Below are 13557 nucleotides of genomic sequence, written 5' to 3'. Positions count from 1 at the left end.
GCACCTCAGGAGACGGCGACGTGCGGCACGTCCTGCACGCGCGCGAAGTCGGCGCTGATGTCGCCCGCGGCCTGCAGCAGCAGCGGCAGGTGGTGCTCGAGCAGGCGCTCGACCGGCGTCTCGGCGGCGTGGCAGTTGACGTTGAGGCCGGCGATCACCTTCCCGGAGCCGTCGCGCAGGGGCGCGGCCACCGAGCGGATGCCCAGCGTGAGCTGCTCGTCGGTGAGAGCCCAGCCGCGGGCACGCACCTCGCGCAGGGCCGCGTCGCGCTCGGCGCGGTCGGGGCACCAGCGCGCCACGAGGCCGGAGCGGGTGGGCTGTGCGAGCACCGCCTCGAGCTCCTCGGCGTCGAGCGCGGCGAGCTGCACCTTGCCCAGCGACGTCGGCAGAGCGGGAAAGCGCGTCCCGATCTGCACCGCGAGCGAGACGATCTTGGGGACGGACACGCGCGCGACGTAGACGATGTCGGAGCCGTCGAGCTGGGCGATCGAGACGGACTCGTTCGTGCGCGCGCCGAGCTTCTCCATGTGCGGGCGCGCGACGTCCCACAGCCCCTGCGAGCGCACGTAGGCGACGCCGAGCTCGAGCACCCGCGGCGTCAGCGAGTAGCCGCGGCCCTCGGCGCGGACGTAGCCGAGCTCCTCGAGCGTCAGCAGGATCCGGCGCGCGGTGGGCCGCGCCAGGCCGGTGGCGCCCGCGACCTCGGCGAGCGTCATCGCCGGGCGCTCGGGCCCGAAGGCCGCGATCACCTCCAGGCCGCGCGCCAGCGCCTCGATGAAGTCGGGACCGGCTCCCTCGCGTGGCACCGCTCGATCCCCTCTCCCTCGCGTCAGCGCAGGGTAGCCGACCGCATTGACAGCCGGGCCGACCTGCGCCACAGTCACCCTGACCGCGAGTGTCCGTCACGCGGACGGTTGTACGCGGACGGGTGTACGCAACGGAGGGTTCACAGATGAGCGAGCGTCCGGTCGTCCTGCGGGGTGGCACGGTCCTGACCGTCGACGCCGGGCGCAGCGTGCTGCCCGGCCACGACGTGCTGGTCGTCGACGGCGTGATCGCCGCCGTCGGCCCCGGTCTGGAGGTGCCGGCGGGCACCGAGGAGATCGACGCGACCGGCGGCGTCGTGATGCCGGGCATGATCGACACCCACCGGCACATGTGGCAGACCGCGATGCGCGGCTACGGCGCCGACTGGACGCTCACGCAGTACTTCGTCTGGTACTACCTGGAGTGGGGCAAGGCCTTCCGCCCCGAGGACGTCCACGCGGGCAACCTGCTCGGCGCCTGGGAGGCGCTCGACGCCGGCGTCACCACGACCGTCGACTGGTCGCACGGGCTGCAGACCGTCGCGCACGCCGACGCCGCCGTCGACGCGCTCGAGGCGGTGCCGGGCCGGTTCGTCCTCGCCTACGGCAACATCCAGGACGCCCCCGCGAACTGGACGGCCACGCCCGAGTTCCGCGACTTCGTCTCCCGCCGCGTCACCGGCAAGGAGAACCTCGGCTTCCAGCTCGCGTTCGACGTCACCGGCGACCCGGCGTTCCCCGAGAAGCCCGCCTTCGAGGTCGCGCGCGAGATGGGCGTGCCGGTCACGACGCATGCCGGCGTCTGGGGCGCCACCAACGACGACGGCATCAAGCTCATGCACGACCACGGCTTCATGACGCCGGAGACGGTCTACGTCCACGCGGCCACGCTGTCGGCCGACTCCTACCACCGCATCGCGGCCACCGGCGGCTCCGTCTCGGTGTCCACCGAGAGCGAGCAGAGCGCGGGCCAGGGCTACCCGCCCACGTGGGCGCTGCGCTCGCACGGGATCCCGGTGTCGCTGTCGATGGACACCTCGGTCTGGTGGAGCGGCGACCTGTTCTCCGCCATGCGCACCACGCTGGGCGCCGACCGCTCGCGCGAGCACATGGAGGCGCACGCGCAGGGCGACACCGTCACGCACGCCTCCCTGCGCGCCGACCAGGTCGTCGAGTGGGCCACCCGCGGCGGCGCGGCGGCGCTGGGCCGGGAGTCCGAGCTGGGCAGCATCGAGGTCGGCAAGAAGGCCGACGTCGTGCTGCTGCGCAACGACCACTCCCCCGTCTCGTTCCCGGTGCTCAACCCGCACGGGCACGTCGCGTTCCAGGCGCAGCGCGCCGACGTGCACACCGTGCTCGTCGGGGGCCGCGTGGTGAAGCGCGACGGGCGGCTCGTCGACGTCGACCTGGCGTCGGTGCGGCGCACGGTGGACGCGACGGTCGAGCACCTGCGCGGGGCGATGGGCGAGGAGGCGTGGCAGCAGGGCATGAACCCCGACGTGCCGGAGACGAAGGTGCTGGACAACCCCTACACCTACACCGACTACCGCAGTGCGGGCACGCACGGCGGTACTGCTTCCTAGACCTGCCCGTCGGGTCGCCCGGTCTCCCGGTCGAGCCACTCGACCAGCAGGACGCGCTCGGCGGCGGTCAGCCCCGGGAGGTCGGGCACGACCGTCCGGAACGCCGGCGTCTCGTGCGCCACGTAGGTCGCGAGGACGTCGCCGACGACGAGTGGGCGGCCGGCCTCGTCGACCGCGGCGCGCCGACCGGCCCGGCGGAGATGCTGCTCGGGGTGTTCCGCGCGTCCCGCGAGTGCGGCTTCGCCGACACCGCGTCCGCGCCGGCCGACGTGCTCGGGCGCCCGGTGGTCCCGCTCCGCGCGCTGCTGGCGGAGGTGGTCGGACCGGGCGCTCGGGTCACGCCCCGATGACGGAGCGCGCGCTGGCTACAGGCGGTTCTGCTTGCGGCCGGTGACGCGGTTGTAGACCAGCAGGACGATCACGGCGCCGATGATCGAGCCGATCCAGCCGGCGGGCTGGAAGCCGCGGAAACCGCCCGTCAGCAGGCCGAAGATGAGGCCGCCCAGCACGGAGCCGACGACGCCGACCGCGATGGTGCGCGCGATGCCGATGTGGTCCTTGCCGGGCACGATGGCGCGCGCGATGAATCCGGCGATGAGGCCGAAGACGACCCAGCCGATGATGGTCCCGATGACGCCCATGTGTCCTGCACTCCCCGGTCGTGGCACCGGCACGTGATCACGTGCCCGCCTCCGTTGTACCGCGCGACGGGCGCGGGCGCGAGGACCCGGACGTGCGACGACCCCGGGTCACAGAGTGACCCGGGGTCGTGGCGGGTGGCGCGTCCGCTCCCCAGCGACGCGCGAAGTGAGTTGCCGTGGAGTGATTCGCAGGATGCGCCGGATGCGTTACACGTGGCACTCGGACGGGCCGTTCGGACCAATGATCGGCCGTCTGCGGGCCCGGCCGGCCGTGTGCGTCGCCATCCCGATCAACGCGAACTGCGCACCCAGCAGCCGCCCGCACACGTCCCGCCGTGCGCAGGCGGCGATCAGGTGCGCAGCTCGGCCGGGGCGGCGGGTCGGGGTCCGGCGGGACGGGGTCCGGCGGGTTCGCCTCTCACGCACGGCGCAAGTCGGTCGCCGCCATCTGCCACGGTCCGCGACTCGGCGCTCCGACCGCCTCGCGCGCCGGCTCGGTGTGACGCCACAGGCCTGGGTCCGCCGTGGGTCACGCGCCGACCCAGGAGCATCGTTCACAGCAGCGAACGGTGCTTCCCACGCGGTTGACCAGCGAGAAGGCTCCCGCTAGAATCGAACACATGTTCGATGCCGTGCCGCCGGAGGAGACCGACGAGGTCTCCCGGATGCTCGCGGACGCTCCCGACTGGCCCCCGCTCGACGAAGTGTTCGATGCCCTCGTCGCCGCCGGACGCCCCGCACCATCGGGGTGGCTCGCGCTCGAGCTCGACCTCGCGTCCGCCGACCCCGGTGAGCTCGCCGACGCGGAGCTCGTCGACGCCGTGGCCGACCTCGACCGCGTCGCCTCCTGGGCCGCCGCGCGCCAGTCCCGGCTGCTCGCCGAGTTCGCCCGCCGACGTCCGGCCGATCCCCGGGACGTGGCCGCGCAGGGACCCGGCGCCGTCAGCCGGTGGGCGCCGGACGAGATCGCCTTGGCACTGTCGGTCTCGCGGCTCACGGCGGGGCAGCGGCTGGCCCAGGCCCGCCGGCTCACCGAGACTCTGCCCGCCACGCTCGACGCCCACGAGGCCGGGCGGATCGATGCGACCAAGGTCCGCGCGATCTGCGACGCCACCCAGCACCTCCCCGACGAGCAGGCCGCCCGCGTGCAGGACCGGGTGCTGCCCGCCGCCGAGCGGCAGAGTCGCGCGCAGCTGGTCGCCGCCCTGCGCCGCGCCGTGATCGCTGTCGACCCCGACGGCGCGAACGACCGGCACGCGAAGGCCCGCCTCGACCGGCGCGTGGTCGTCGGCGAGGAGACCGAGGGCATGGCCTCGCTGTGGGCGCTGCTCGCCGCGCCCGACGCGCTCGCCGCCCACCAGTGGCTCACCCGCCTCGCCCGCGGTCTCGGCGCCGAGGACCCGCGCGGCATGGACGCGCGGCGCGCAGACCTCCTCGCCGACCTCCTCACCGGCCGGGTCACGAGCCGCGCCGCGACCACTGACCTCGACTGTGCCGACCCCGGCTCTGCCGACACCGGCTCTGCCGACGCCGACACCGCCGGCACCGGCACTGGCACTGGCACTGGCACTGGCACTGGCACTGGCACTGGCACTGGCGAGGCTGCGCCGCCGCGGCCGGTCGACCCGGGCAAGCCGCTGGTGCAGGTCGTGGTGCCGCACTCCGCCTTGATCGGCGCCGACGAGCAGCCGTGCGACCTGGTCGGCTACGGCCCGATCCCCGCCGACCTGGCCCGGCAGATCGCCGCCGACGCGGTGTGGAAGCGCCTGGTCACCGACCCGCTGTCCGGGGCCCTGCTCGACCACGGCCGCACCACCTACCGCCCGCCCGCCGCGCTCACCGACTTCGTCCGGGCCCGCGACGTCCACTGCCGCTCGCCCCTGTGCCGACGCCGCGCGCTCGACTCCGAACTCGACCACACCGTCCCGTACCCGCTCGGCCCCACCGCCGCGCACAACCTCACCGACGGCTGCACCCTGCACCACCACGAGAAGCACTCGCCGGGGTGGAGCGTGGTCCAACACCCCGACGGTCGGCTCACCTGGACCACCCCGACGGGCCACCGCTACACCAGCGACCCCTTCGACTACCGCCCCGAGCCCGACCTCCCACCCCGCCCGTCGCGACAGGCCAGACCGGCGCCGGTCCCCTACCGCCACGTCGATCTCGACTGGACCTCGCGTGGCGACCCGCAGGACCCGCCGCCCTTCTGACCGGGATGAGCGGCACCGCGGGCGCTCCTGCCCCGTTGCGCCGGTGGCCTGTGCGGCGGACGGGAGCGAGCAGGCGGGGGCGTGGTTCAGCCCCACTCGGGCGATGGCGTCGGCCAGGTCTGCCGCCATCGGTCAGCGTGCTCGCCGGCACTCCTCGCCGGACGATCGCGAGCTGCAGCGCCGCGCGGGCCGTGACAGGTGCTGCGGCGGAGCCCCGGTACGGCGGCAGCTCACCGGTGTCGTCGCTGCCCGCCCCGGTCCCGCCGCGTCCCGTGTCCTCGCCGCCCGGCCCGGACCGAGCTCTGATCGGTTGCGGCACTCCCCTGAGCAGCCGCCCGACAGATCCCCGCAACCAGGAAAGCCACGTTCCTGCCCCCAGAGGGCCTGAACGTGGCTTTCCTGAACCCAGGAACGGGCGCGAGGGGGGAAAGCTACCCGCCCAACGCCTCCCTCAGCCGCTCGTCCCGACCCCGCCGCTCCGCCCGCAGGGCCAGTGCACCGTCGAGGTCGACCTCCACGAACCGGGTGCGGGTGCCGGGGGCCGACTGGGCGACCAGGTCGAGGTCGCCCGACAGCACCGTCGCCACCATCATGTAGCCCCCGCCCGACACCGCGTCCCGGTGCAGCACGATCGGCTCCACACTGCCCGGCACCTGGATGGAGCCGATCGGGTACGGGGCGTCGACGATGTTCGAGGGGTCCTGGCCGGCCCCGAACGGCGGCTCCCGGTCGACCGTCTCGAGCTGCGCGCCGGAGTAGCGGAAGCCGATGCGGTCGGCGACCGGCGTGAGCTTCCAGGTGGTGTCGAGGAAGGTCGCGCGCCCGTCCTTGGACAGGCGGTGGTCGTAGAGGCCCATCATCACCCGCACCTCGACGTCCTTGCTCCACGTCGGACGCAGATCCTCGGGCACCGAGCGGCCGACGGACCCGGCACCGGTGCCGGGGGCCGAGCCGACCGGCAGCACGTCCCCCGCCGCCAGCGGACGCCCGGAGAAGCCGCCGAGCGCACCGAGCCCGTAGGTCGAGCGGCTGCCCAGCACCACCGGCACGTCGACGCCACCCGACACCGCGACGTAGGCCCGCGCGCCCCCGGCGAGGTAACCGAACGAGAGGACGTCACCGGCGTCGACCGCGAACGACTCCCACTGCGGGCGCTCCTCCCCGTTGACCTTCGGCACCATCACCGCACCGGTCACCGCGACGACGGCGGCCTCGGAGAACACCAGCTCCGGTCCCATGTAGACGACCTCGAGCACGGCGTCGCCCGCGTCGTTGCCGACGAGCAGGTTGGCCGCGCGCAGCGAGTACTGGTCGAGCGCGCCCGACGGCGGGATGCCCAGGTCGTAGTAGCCGGTGCGGCCGGCGTCCTGCACCGTGGTCGAGAGTCCGGGCTTGCGCACCTCGATGCTCATCGCAGGGCCTCCAGCAGCGTCGCGTTGTAGCCGTCGGGGTCGTCGAGGAACGGGGCCAGGGCGAACTCCACCGGGGCCTGCTTGATCCGGAACTCCTTCGCCTCGACCGAGGCGAGCAGGGAGTCGTACTCGTCGCGGTCGACGGGCCGGAACTTCACGATGTCGCCGGGGCGGAAGAACACCATGAAGTCGGTGAAGTCGGGCATCGACTGCGTCGGGTCGTAGATCGGGGCCGGCGTGATGCCGAACATCTGATAGCCGCCGGCGCCGCGCACGGAGTAGATGCAGGAGAAGCAGCCGCCGTAGCCGACCGTCTGCTTCGGGGTGTCGGTGCGCGGGCGCAGGTACTTCGGCACCACGATCTGCCGGTCCCGGGGCACCATCTGGTACTTGAACGGCAGCCCCGCGACGAACCCGACCATCGAGGTGAACCACGGCGAGCCGGAGTGCGCGGCGATGAACTCGTCCTCGTCGGCGTACCCGTTGATGCGTGCCGCGTAGGCGATGTCGGTGGCGTCGGGGTCCTGGTGGCGGTCGCGGAACCGCATGAGCGTCTCGGTGGTCCACGGGTCGCGGTAGAGCACCGGGATCTCCAGGACGCGCGTCGGCAGCGCGACGTCGGACGCGTCGCCCACCTGCTGCTCGAGGTCCTTGAGCTGCTTCATCAGCGCGTGCGGGTCGAGCACGTCCGGGTCGTAGCGCACCTGGTAGGACGCGTTGGCCGGGCAGATGTCGACGAGCCCGTCGGGCCGCTGCTCGCGCAGCGCGCCGGTGATCGCCATGGCCCGGAAGTTGGCCTGCAGGCTCATCTCCTCGGCGAGCTCGACGAAGATGAACTCGTCGCCTCCCCAGCTGTAGCGGGCCCCGGTCTCGGTCGTCGCCGTCATAACCACTCCTCCAACGTCCCGGTGTGGAACTCCCCCGCGGCGAACCACGGCTCGTCCAGCAGTGCTCGGTGCATCGGCGTCGTCGTCTTCACGCCCTCCACCTCCAGCTCGGCCAGCGCCCGGCGCGAGCGGCGGATCGCCTCCTCGCGGTCGGCGCCCCACACGACCACCTTGGCGAGCAGGGAGTCGTAGTACGGCGACACGGCCGAGTCGGACTCCAGCCACGTGTCGCTGCGCACCCACGGCCCGGCCGGCAGGTGCACCCGGCCGACCTTCCCGGGCTGGGGCAGGAACCCCTTGTCCGGGTCCTCGGCGCAGATCCGGAACTCCAGGGCGTGCCCGCGCACGGCGATGTCGTCCTGGGCCAGGCGCAGCGGCTCCCCCGCGGCGATCCGCAACTGCTCGGCCACCAGGTCGACGCCCGTGACCAGCTCGGTCGTCGGGTGCTCGACCTGGATGCGCGTGTTCATCTCGATGAAGAAGTACTCGCCGCTCTCGTCGTCGACGAGGAACTCGACGGTGCCGGCGCTGCGGTAGCCGCACTCCGACGCCAGCCGGACCGCCGACTCGGTCATCGCCGCCCGGACCCCGGAGTCGATGCCGGGCGCCGTGGCCTCCTCGACGACCTTCTGCCGCCGCCGCTGCAGCGAGCACTCGCGCTCGAACAGGTGCACGGCCGACTCGCCGTCGCCCAGCACCTGCACCTCGACGTGCCGGGCCCGGCGGACGAACCGCTCCAGGTACATCCGGCCGTCACCGAACGCGGTGGCCGCCTCGCGCGACGCCTGCGGGAAGCCCTTGCGCAGCGCCGCCTCGTCGTCGACGACGCGGATCCCGCGCCCGCCGCCGCCCGCCGCGGCCTTGAGCATCACCGGGTAGCCGACCTCGGACGCCGCGCGTACGGCGTCCTCGACGTCCTCGACGCCGCCGGGCGTGCCGGGCACCGTCGGCACACCGGCGGCCCGCGCGACCTCCCGCGCCGCCACCTTGTCGCCCATCCGCTCGATCGTCGCGGCGTCGGGACCGACGAACGTCAGCCCGGCGTCGGCGACGGCCGCGGCGAACGACGCGCGCTCGGACAGGAACCCGTAGCCGGGGTGCACGGCGTCGGCGCCGGCGTCCTTCGCCGCCGCCACCAGCGCGTCGACGACGAGGTAGCTCTTCGCCGCCGACGACGGGCCGATGTGGACCGTGTGGTCGGCCAGGCGCACGTGCGGCGCCTCGGCGTCGGCGTCGCTGTACACGGCCACGGACTCGATCCCGAGGTCGCGAGCGGCGCGGACGATCCGGACCGCGATCTCCCCGCGGTTGGCGACGAGCAGCCGCCTCATGCGGAGTCGGTCCCCTCCGCCTCGATCACCGCGACGACCTGCCCGGCGTCGACCTCGTCCTCGTTCTCGACCAGGAACTCGACGACGGTGCCCGCCGCGCCGGCCTGGACCTCGTGGAAGGACTTCATCACCTCGACCAGGCAGATCGTGTCGTCGGCGCCGACGGTCGCGCCGGCGTCGGTGAACAGCGGGCTGTCCGGGTCGGGACGGCGGTAGAAGACGCCGGGGATCGGGGACACGACCTCGTGTCGGGCCATCGGGGAACTCCTAGGAGAGGTGGGGGGCAGCCAGATGCGGTGACAGGGCGGAGCGGACCGCGGTGGCCAGCTCGACGGCGTTGGGGGTGTCGGAGTGGACGCAGACGCAGTCGGCGCGGACCGGGATCTCCGTGCCGTCGACGGCCGTGGCGACGCCGTCGGTGACCGCCCGCACCGCGCGCTCGGCCGAGCGCTCCGGGTCGAACGCGTCGTGCTTGCGCGTGATGATCAGCGAGCCGTCGGGCCGGTAGTCGAGGTCGGCGTAGTACTCGGAGATGAACCCCGCCTCGCGCTCCCCCCAGACCTGCTCGTGGACCGTGCCGGCCATGCCCATCAGCGGGACGCCGAACACGTCGGCGGCGTCGGCGATCGCGCCGGCGACCTCCTCGTCGCGCGCGGCCATGCCGTAGAGCGAGCCGTGGGCCTTGACGTGGTGGAGCTCCATGCCCTCGGCCCGCAGGAACCCGACGAGCGCCGCCACCTGGTAGAGCACGGCGGCGGTGAGCTCGGAGCGGTCCATCTTCATCTCGCGGCGGCCGAAGCCCTCGCGGTCGGGCAGCGACGGGTGGGCTCCGACCTTCACGCCGTTGGCCTTGGCGAGCTTCACCGTGGACGCCATCACCGACGGGTCCGACGCGTGGAAGCCGCAGGCCACGTTGGCCAGCGTGATGAGCGGCATGAGGCCCTCGTCGTCGCCGCAGCGGTAGATCGAGAACGCCTCGCCCATGTCGCAGTTGATGTCGACCATCGCTATCCCCTGGCCTCCTGGATCGACCGCCACACGCGCTGCGGTGTGGCCGGCATGTCGACGTGCGTCACGCCCAGGTGCGCCACCGCGTCGATCACGGCGTTCACGACCGCGGGGGACGACCCGATCGCCCCCGACTCCCCGATGCCCTTGACGCCCATCGGGTTCGTCGGCGACGGGGTGACGGTACTGCCGAGCTCGATGTGCGGCAGGTCGGAGGCGGCCGCGAACTGGTAGTCGGCGAGGGTGGCCGTGGTCGGGTTGCCGTCGGCGTCGAACGTGGCCTCCTCGAACATCGCCTGGCCGATGCCCTGGGCGATGCCGCCGTGCAGCTGCCCGGCGACGATCTCGGGGTTGACGACGTGGCCGCAGTCGTCGACGGCGACGAACCGGCGGATCTTCGAGAACCCGGTCTCGGTGTCGACCTCCATCACGCAGATGTGGGTGCCGAACGGCCAGGTGAAGTTGGGCGGGTCGAACGCGTTCTCCGCGGTGAGCAGCGGCTCCATGCCCTCGGGCAGGTTGTCGGCTAGGTAGGCGGCCATCGCCACCTCCTGGATCGTGATGCCCGCGTCGGTGCCGCCCACGGTGAACCGGCCGTTGTCGAACGACAGGTCGTCCTCCGAGGCCTCGAGCAGGTGCGCGGCGATCGTCCGGGCCTTGTCGACGACCTTGTGCGCGGCCATGTGCACCGAGACCCCGCCGACGGGGAGGCTGCGCGAGCCGTAGGTGTCGCGGCCGAACGGGGCGACGGCGGTGTCGCCGTGCAGCACCTCGACGTCGTCGGGGTGCACGCCCAGCGCGTCGGCCGCGATCTGCGACCACGCCGTCTCGTGACCCTGGCCGTGCGGCGAGGTGCCCGTGACGACCTCGACCTTGCCGCTGACCAGCATCCGCACCGTCGCGGCCTCCCAGCCGCCGCTCTGCAGGCGCACGCCCGCGGCGACCTTCGACGGCGACAGCCCACCGCTCTCGGTGAAGTTGCCGATGCCGATGCCGATCTGCACCGCGTCGCCGGCCTCACGGCGCTGCTTCTGCTCCGCGCGCACGGCGTCGTAGTCGACCAGGCGCATCGCCTCGCGCATGCAGGGCTCGTAGTCGCCCGAGTCGTACATGACGCCCGACGGGACGGTGCGGTTCTCCAGGAACTTCGGGTGCAGGTTGATCAGCCGCACCTCTGCGGCGTCCATCCCGAGCTCGCGCGCGAGGTCGTCCATGATCCGCTCGTGGGCGTAGGCGGCCTCCGAGCGCCCGGCGCCGCGGTAGGCGTCGGTCGGGGTGAGGTTGGTGAACACGCCGCGGCAGGTGAACGAGTAGGACCCGAAGTCGTAGAGCCCGCAGTAGGTGAACGCGCCGAACACCGCGATGCCCGGGGTGAGCAGCTGCAGGTAGGCGCCCATGTCGGCGAGCAGGTCCACCTTCATCCCGAGGATCTTCCCCTCGCGGGTGGCGGCGACGGCCATGCGCTGCACCTGGCCGCGGCCGTGGGTGGTGGCCACGTGGTGGTCCGAGCGGGTCTCGGTCCAGCGAACCGGCTTCTTCATCCGGCGGGCGAGCGCGAGCGCCAGCGCCTCCTCGGCGTAGACGTTGAGCTTGGCCCCGAAGCCGCCGCCCACGTCGGGCGCGATCACGCGCAGCTTCGAGTCGGGCATGCCGACGACCATGGCGCCGATGTCGCGCAGGAAGTGCGGCACCTGCGTGGAGGAGTAGATGGTGAACCCGCCGCCGACCGGGTCGGGGCTGACGAGCACCGCGCGCGGCTCCATCGGCGAGGGCAGCACGCGCTGCTGCAGGTAGCGGCCCTCCACCACGACGTCGGCCTCGGCGAACGCCGCGTCGACGTCGCCGGTGGCCAGCGGCCAGGTGTAGCAGTGGTTGGTGCCCAGGCCCTCGTGCACGAGCGGGGCGCCCGGCTCCAGCGCCGCCTCGACGTCGAACACCGCGGGCAGCGCCTCGTACTCGACCTCGATCAGCCCGAGCGCGTCCTCCGCGGTGGCCGCGTCGACGGCCAGCACCACGGCCACGCCGTCACCGACGTGGTTGACCTCGTCGACCGCCAGCGGCGGGTGCTCCGGGATCTTGATGTCCTCGGTGACGGGCCAGCCGCAGGGCAGCCCGATCGCGAACTCCGACGCCAGGTCGGCGCCGGTGAAGGCCGCGACGACGCCGGGGAGCGCGAGCGCCGCGGAGAGGTCGACCGAGGTGATGCGGGCGTGCGCCAGCGGGCTGCGCAGGACGGTGAGGTGCAGGGCGCCGGGCATGGCGATGCCGTCGACGAAGGTGCCCTGCCCGGTGATCAGCGCGGCGTCCTCGCGACGCAGGATGCTCTGCCCGACGTACTTCTCTGTGGTGGTGGTCACGTGGTGCTCCCTCGGGACGAGTCGGCGCGGGGTGATCGAGAACGCTAGTGCACGCGGGCTCTGCCGGAACAGTCCGATCAGCGGGAGATCGAATCGAGGGCTCCGCGCACCCCGTCGACGAGCACGTCCAGGTGCGCGGGGGTGGCCGTGAGCGGCGGGGAGAAGCCGAGCGCGCTGGTCATCGGCCGGATCAGCACGCCGCGCTCGCGGGCCGCGCGCGACACCGCGGCCGGGGCGACGGACGGGTCGAGCTCCAGCGCGCCCAGCACCCCGGTGCCCGCGCGCACCTGTGTGACCAGCGGGTGGTCGCCGAACGTGCCGAGCGCCGCGGCCAGCTCCCCCTCCAGCACGATGGCGCGGGCGAGCAGGTCCTCGCGCTCGAGGACGTCGATGTTGGCGAGCGCCGCGGCGCACGCCGTCGGGTGCCCGCCGTAGGTGGCGCCGTGGCGGAACGGGGCGGCCCCGTCGGCCCAGAACGGCTCGGCGACGCGCTCATGGACGACCACCCCGCCCAGCGGCACGTACCCGCTCGTGACGCCCTTCGCGAACACCACGAGGTCGGGCTCGACGCCGTAGCGCTCGATCCCGAACCAGGAGCCCAGCCGCCCGAAGCCGCAGATGACGGCGTCGACGACGAGCAGCACGCCGTGCCGCGCGCACACCTGTGCGACCGCCTGCACGTACCCCTCCGGCGGCGGCAGCACCCCGCCCGCGCCGATCACCGGCTCGACGACGAACGCGGCGACGCGGTCGGCGCCCAGGCGGGTGATCTCGGCGTCGAGCGCCGCGGCGTCGTCGTGCGGGACCTGCACGACGTCGGGCACGAACGGCCCGGCGAACCGGTTGGCCGGCATCCCCGCGAGCGCGGTGCCGAACCCGTGCGTGCCGTGGTAGCCGTGCTCGCGGCTGATCAGCACGGTCCGCCCGGGCGAGCCGGTGCGCGCCCAGTACTCGCGGGCCAGCTTCGCGGCGGTGTCGATGCCGTCGCCGCCGCCGCTGCCCAGGAACACCTTCGCGCCCGGCACCGGGGCCAGCGCGGCGAGCCGGTCGGTCAGCGCGCGGGCCGGCTCGTTCGTGAAGTCCCCGAAGGTCTGGTAGCTCGCCAGCCCCGTCATCTGGGCGTGCACGGCGTCGGCGATCTCGCGGCGGCCGTGCCCGACGTTGACGCACCACAGGCTCGCCGTCGCGTCGAGGTAGCGGGAGCCGGCGTCGTCGAACACCCAGACGTCCTCCCCGCGGGTGAGCACGAACTCGGCGCCGCGGACGGCCCCCATCGCGGCGAACGGGTGCCAGAACGCGGAGTCGCCCATGGGTCGCGA

At 73.4% G+C, this 13557-nt stretch carries 13 protein-coding genes; 3 read left to right on the top strand and 10 right to left on the bottom strand.

The window, feature by feature from the left end:
- Nucleotides 1–5 precede the first annotated feature (5 nt).
- Nucleotides 6–806 (bottom strand): IclR family transcriptional regulator domain-containing protein, encoded by an 801-nt coding sequence (locus tag I4I82_RS24910; protein WP_218592831.1) that lies wholly within the window; start codon nucleotides 804–806, stop codon nucleotides 6–8.
- A gap of 146 nt (nucleotides 807–952) precedes the next feature.
- Between I4I82_RS24910 and I4I82_RS24905 the strand changes: the two genes are divergently transcribed.
- Nucleotides 953–2389 (top strand): amidohydrolase family protein, encoded by a 1437-nt coding sequence (locus I4I82_RS24905; RefSeq protein WP_218592832.1) that lies wholly within the window; start codon nucleotides 953–955, stop codon nucleotides 2387–2389.
- On the opposite strand, the gene I4I82_RS34540 is transcribed toward I4I82_RS24905, so the two are convergent.
- Complete coding sequence (locus I4I82_RS34540) at nucleotides 2386–2511, bottom strand: hypothetical protein (protein ID WP_267460604.1); 126 nt, start codon at nucleotides 2509–2511, stop codon at nucleotides 2386–2388. The genes I4I82_RS24905 and I4I82_RS34540 overlap by 4 nt on opposite strands.
- Between I4I82_RS34540 and I4I82_RS24900 the strand changes: the two genes are divergently transcribed.
- On the top strand, nucleotides 2503–2739 hold the full coding sequence (locus I4I82_RS24900) for a Rossmann-fold NAD(P)-binding domain-containing protein (RefSeq protein ID WP_218592833.1): 237 nt from the start codon (nucleotides 2503–2505) through the stop codon (nucleotides 2737–2739). The genes I4I82_RS34540 and I4I82_RS24900 overlap by 9 nt on opposite strands.
- Nucleotides 2740–2754: 15 nt before the next feature.
- On the opposite strand, the gene I4I82_RS24895 is transcribed toward I4I82_RS24900, so the two are convergent.
- Nucleotides 2755–3030, bottom strand: coding sequence for a GlsB/YeaQ/YmgE family stress response membrane protein (locus tag I4I82_RS24895; RefSeq protein ID WP_218592834.1), 276 nt, complete (start codon nucleotides 3028–3030; stop codon nucleotides 2755–2757).
- A gap of 620 nt (nucleotides 3031–3650) precedes the next feature.
- Here I4I82_RS24895 and I4I82_RS24890 point away from each other — a divergent pair.
- Nucleotides 3651–5243 carry an HNH endonuclease signature motif containing protein gene (locus I4I82_RS24890; protein ID WP_218596055.1) on the top strand — a complete coding sequence of 531 codons (1593 nt, stop codon included), beginning with the start codon at nucleotides 3651–3653 and terminating at the stop codon, nucleotides 5241–5243.
- 431 nt (nucleotides 5244–5674) lie between these two features.
- Here the strand turns inward: I4I82_RS24890 and I4I82_RS24885 are convergent, their stop codons facing one another.
- The 7 genes from I4I82_RS24885 to I4I82_RS24855 all read right to left on the bottom strand — a co-directional run bounded on the left by I4I82_RS24885 (nucleotide 5675) and on the right by I4I82_RS24855 (nucleotide 13548).
- Entirely contained in the window at nucleotides 5675–6655 is a 981-nt protein-coding gene (locus I4I82_RS24885) for a 5-oxoprolinase subunit C family protein (RefSeq protein ID WP_218596054.1), read from the bottom strand.
- Nucleotides 6652–7542 (bottom strand): 5-oxoprolinase subunit B family protein, encoded by an 891-nt coding sequence (locus I4I82_RS24880; protein WP_218591857.1) that lies wholly within the window; start codon nucleotides 7540–7542, stop codon nucleotides 6652–6654. The genes I4I82_RS24885 and I4I82_RS24880 overlap by 4 nt, the downstream gene beginning before the upstream one ends.
- Nucleotides 7539–8873, bottom strand: coding sequence for an acetyl-CoA carboxylase biotin carboxylase subunit (locus tag I4I82_RS24875; protein ID WP_218591858.1), 1335 nt, complete (start codon nucleotides 8871–8873; stop codon nucleotides 7539–7541). Before I4I82_RS24875 ends, I4I82_RS24880 begins: the two co-directional genes overlap by 4 nt.
- The gene (locus I4I82_RS24870) at nucleotides 8870–9130 is read right to left on the bottom strand and encodes an acetyl-CoA carboxylase (protein ID WP_218591859.1); all 261 of its coding nucleotides are present in this window, start codon (nucleotides 9128–9130) and stop codon (nucleotides 8870–8872) included. The genes I4I82_RS24875 and I4I82_RS24870 overlap by 4 nt, the downstream gene beginning before the upstream one ends.
- A gap of 10 nt (nucleotides 9131–9140) precedes the next feature.
- Nucleotides 9141–9878: a LamB/YcsF family protein gene (locus I4I82_RS24865; protein ID WP_218591860.1), complete on the bottom strand. Its 738-nt coding sequence runs from the start codon at nucleotides 9876–9878 to the stop codon at nucleotides 9141–9143.
- A gap of 2 nt (nucleotides 9879–9880) precedes the next feature.
- Nucleotides 9881–12238 carry a xanthine dehydrogenase family protein molybdopterin-binding subunit gene (locus tag I4I82_RS24860; RefSeq protein ID WP_226370245.1) on the bottom strand — a complete coding sequence of 786 codons (2358 nt, stop codon included), beginning with the start codon at nucleotides 12236–12238 and terminating at the stop codon, nucleotides 9881–9883.
- Between the two features lie 77 nt (nucleotides 12239–12315).
- Entirely contained in the window at nucleotides 12316–13548 is a 1233-nt protein-coding gene (locus I4I82_RS24855) for an aminotransferase family protein (RefSeq protein WP_225920678.1), read from the bottom strand.
- Between the last annotated feature and the right edge of the window lie 9 nt (nucleotides 13549–13557).

It is taken from the genome of Pseudonocardia oceani (genome assembly GCF_019263585.2).
Lineage (GTDB): Bacteria > Actinomycetota > Actinomycetes > Mycobacteriales > Pseudonocardiaceae > Pseudonocardia > Pseudonocardia oceani.
This window is presented reverse-complemented; position numbering and strand designations above follow the sequence as displayed.

What these genes read in the sequence shown, in the direction of transcription:
- I4I82_RS24905 (WP_218592832.1), top strand. Translation starts at nt 953, where the DNA reads ATGAGCGAGCGTCCGGTCGTCCTGCGGGGTGGCACGGTCCTGACCGTC.
- I4I82_RS24895 (WP_218592834.1), bottom strand. Translation starts at nt 3,030, where the DNA reads ATGGGCGTCATCGGGACCATCATCGGCTGGGTCGTCTTCGGCCTCATC.
- I4I82_RS24890 (WP_218596055.1), top strand. Translation starts at nt 3,651, where the DNA reads ATGTTCGATGCCGTGCCGCCGGAGGAGACCGACGAGGTCTCCCGGATG.
- I4I82_RS24885 (WP_218596054.1), bottom strand. Translation starts at nt 6,655, where the DNA reads ATGAGCATCGAGGTGCGCAAGCCCGGACTCTCGACCACGGTGCAGGAC.
- I4I82_RS24880 (WP_218591857.1), bottom strand. Translation starts at nt 7,542, where the DNA reads ATGACGGCGACGACCGAGACCGGGGCCCGCTACAGCTGGGGAGGCGAC.
- I4I82_RS24875 (WP_218591858.1), bottom strand. Translation starts at nt 8,873, where the DNA reads ATGAGGCGGCTGCTCGTCGCCAACCGCGGGGAGATCGCGGTCCGGATC.
- I4I82_RS24870 (WP_218591859.1), bottom strand. Translation starts at nt 9,130, where the DNA reads ATGGCCCGACACGAGGTCGTGTCCCCGATCCCCGGCGTCTTCTACCGC.
- I4I82_RS24865 (WP_218591860.1), bottom strand. Translation starts at nt 9,878, where the DNA reads ATGGTCGACATCAACTGCGACATGGGCGAGGCGTTCTCGATCTACCGC.
- I4I82_RS24855 (WP_225920678.1), bottom strand. Translation starts at nt 13,548, where the DNA reads ATGGGCGACTCCGCGTTCTGGCACCCGTTCGCCGCGATGGGGGCCGTC.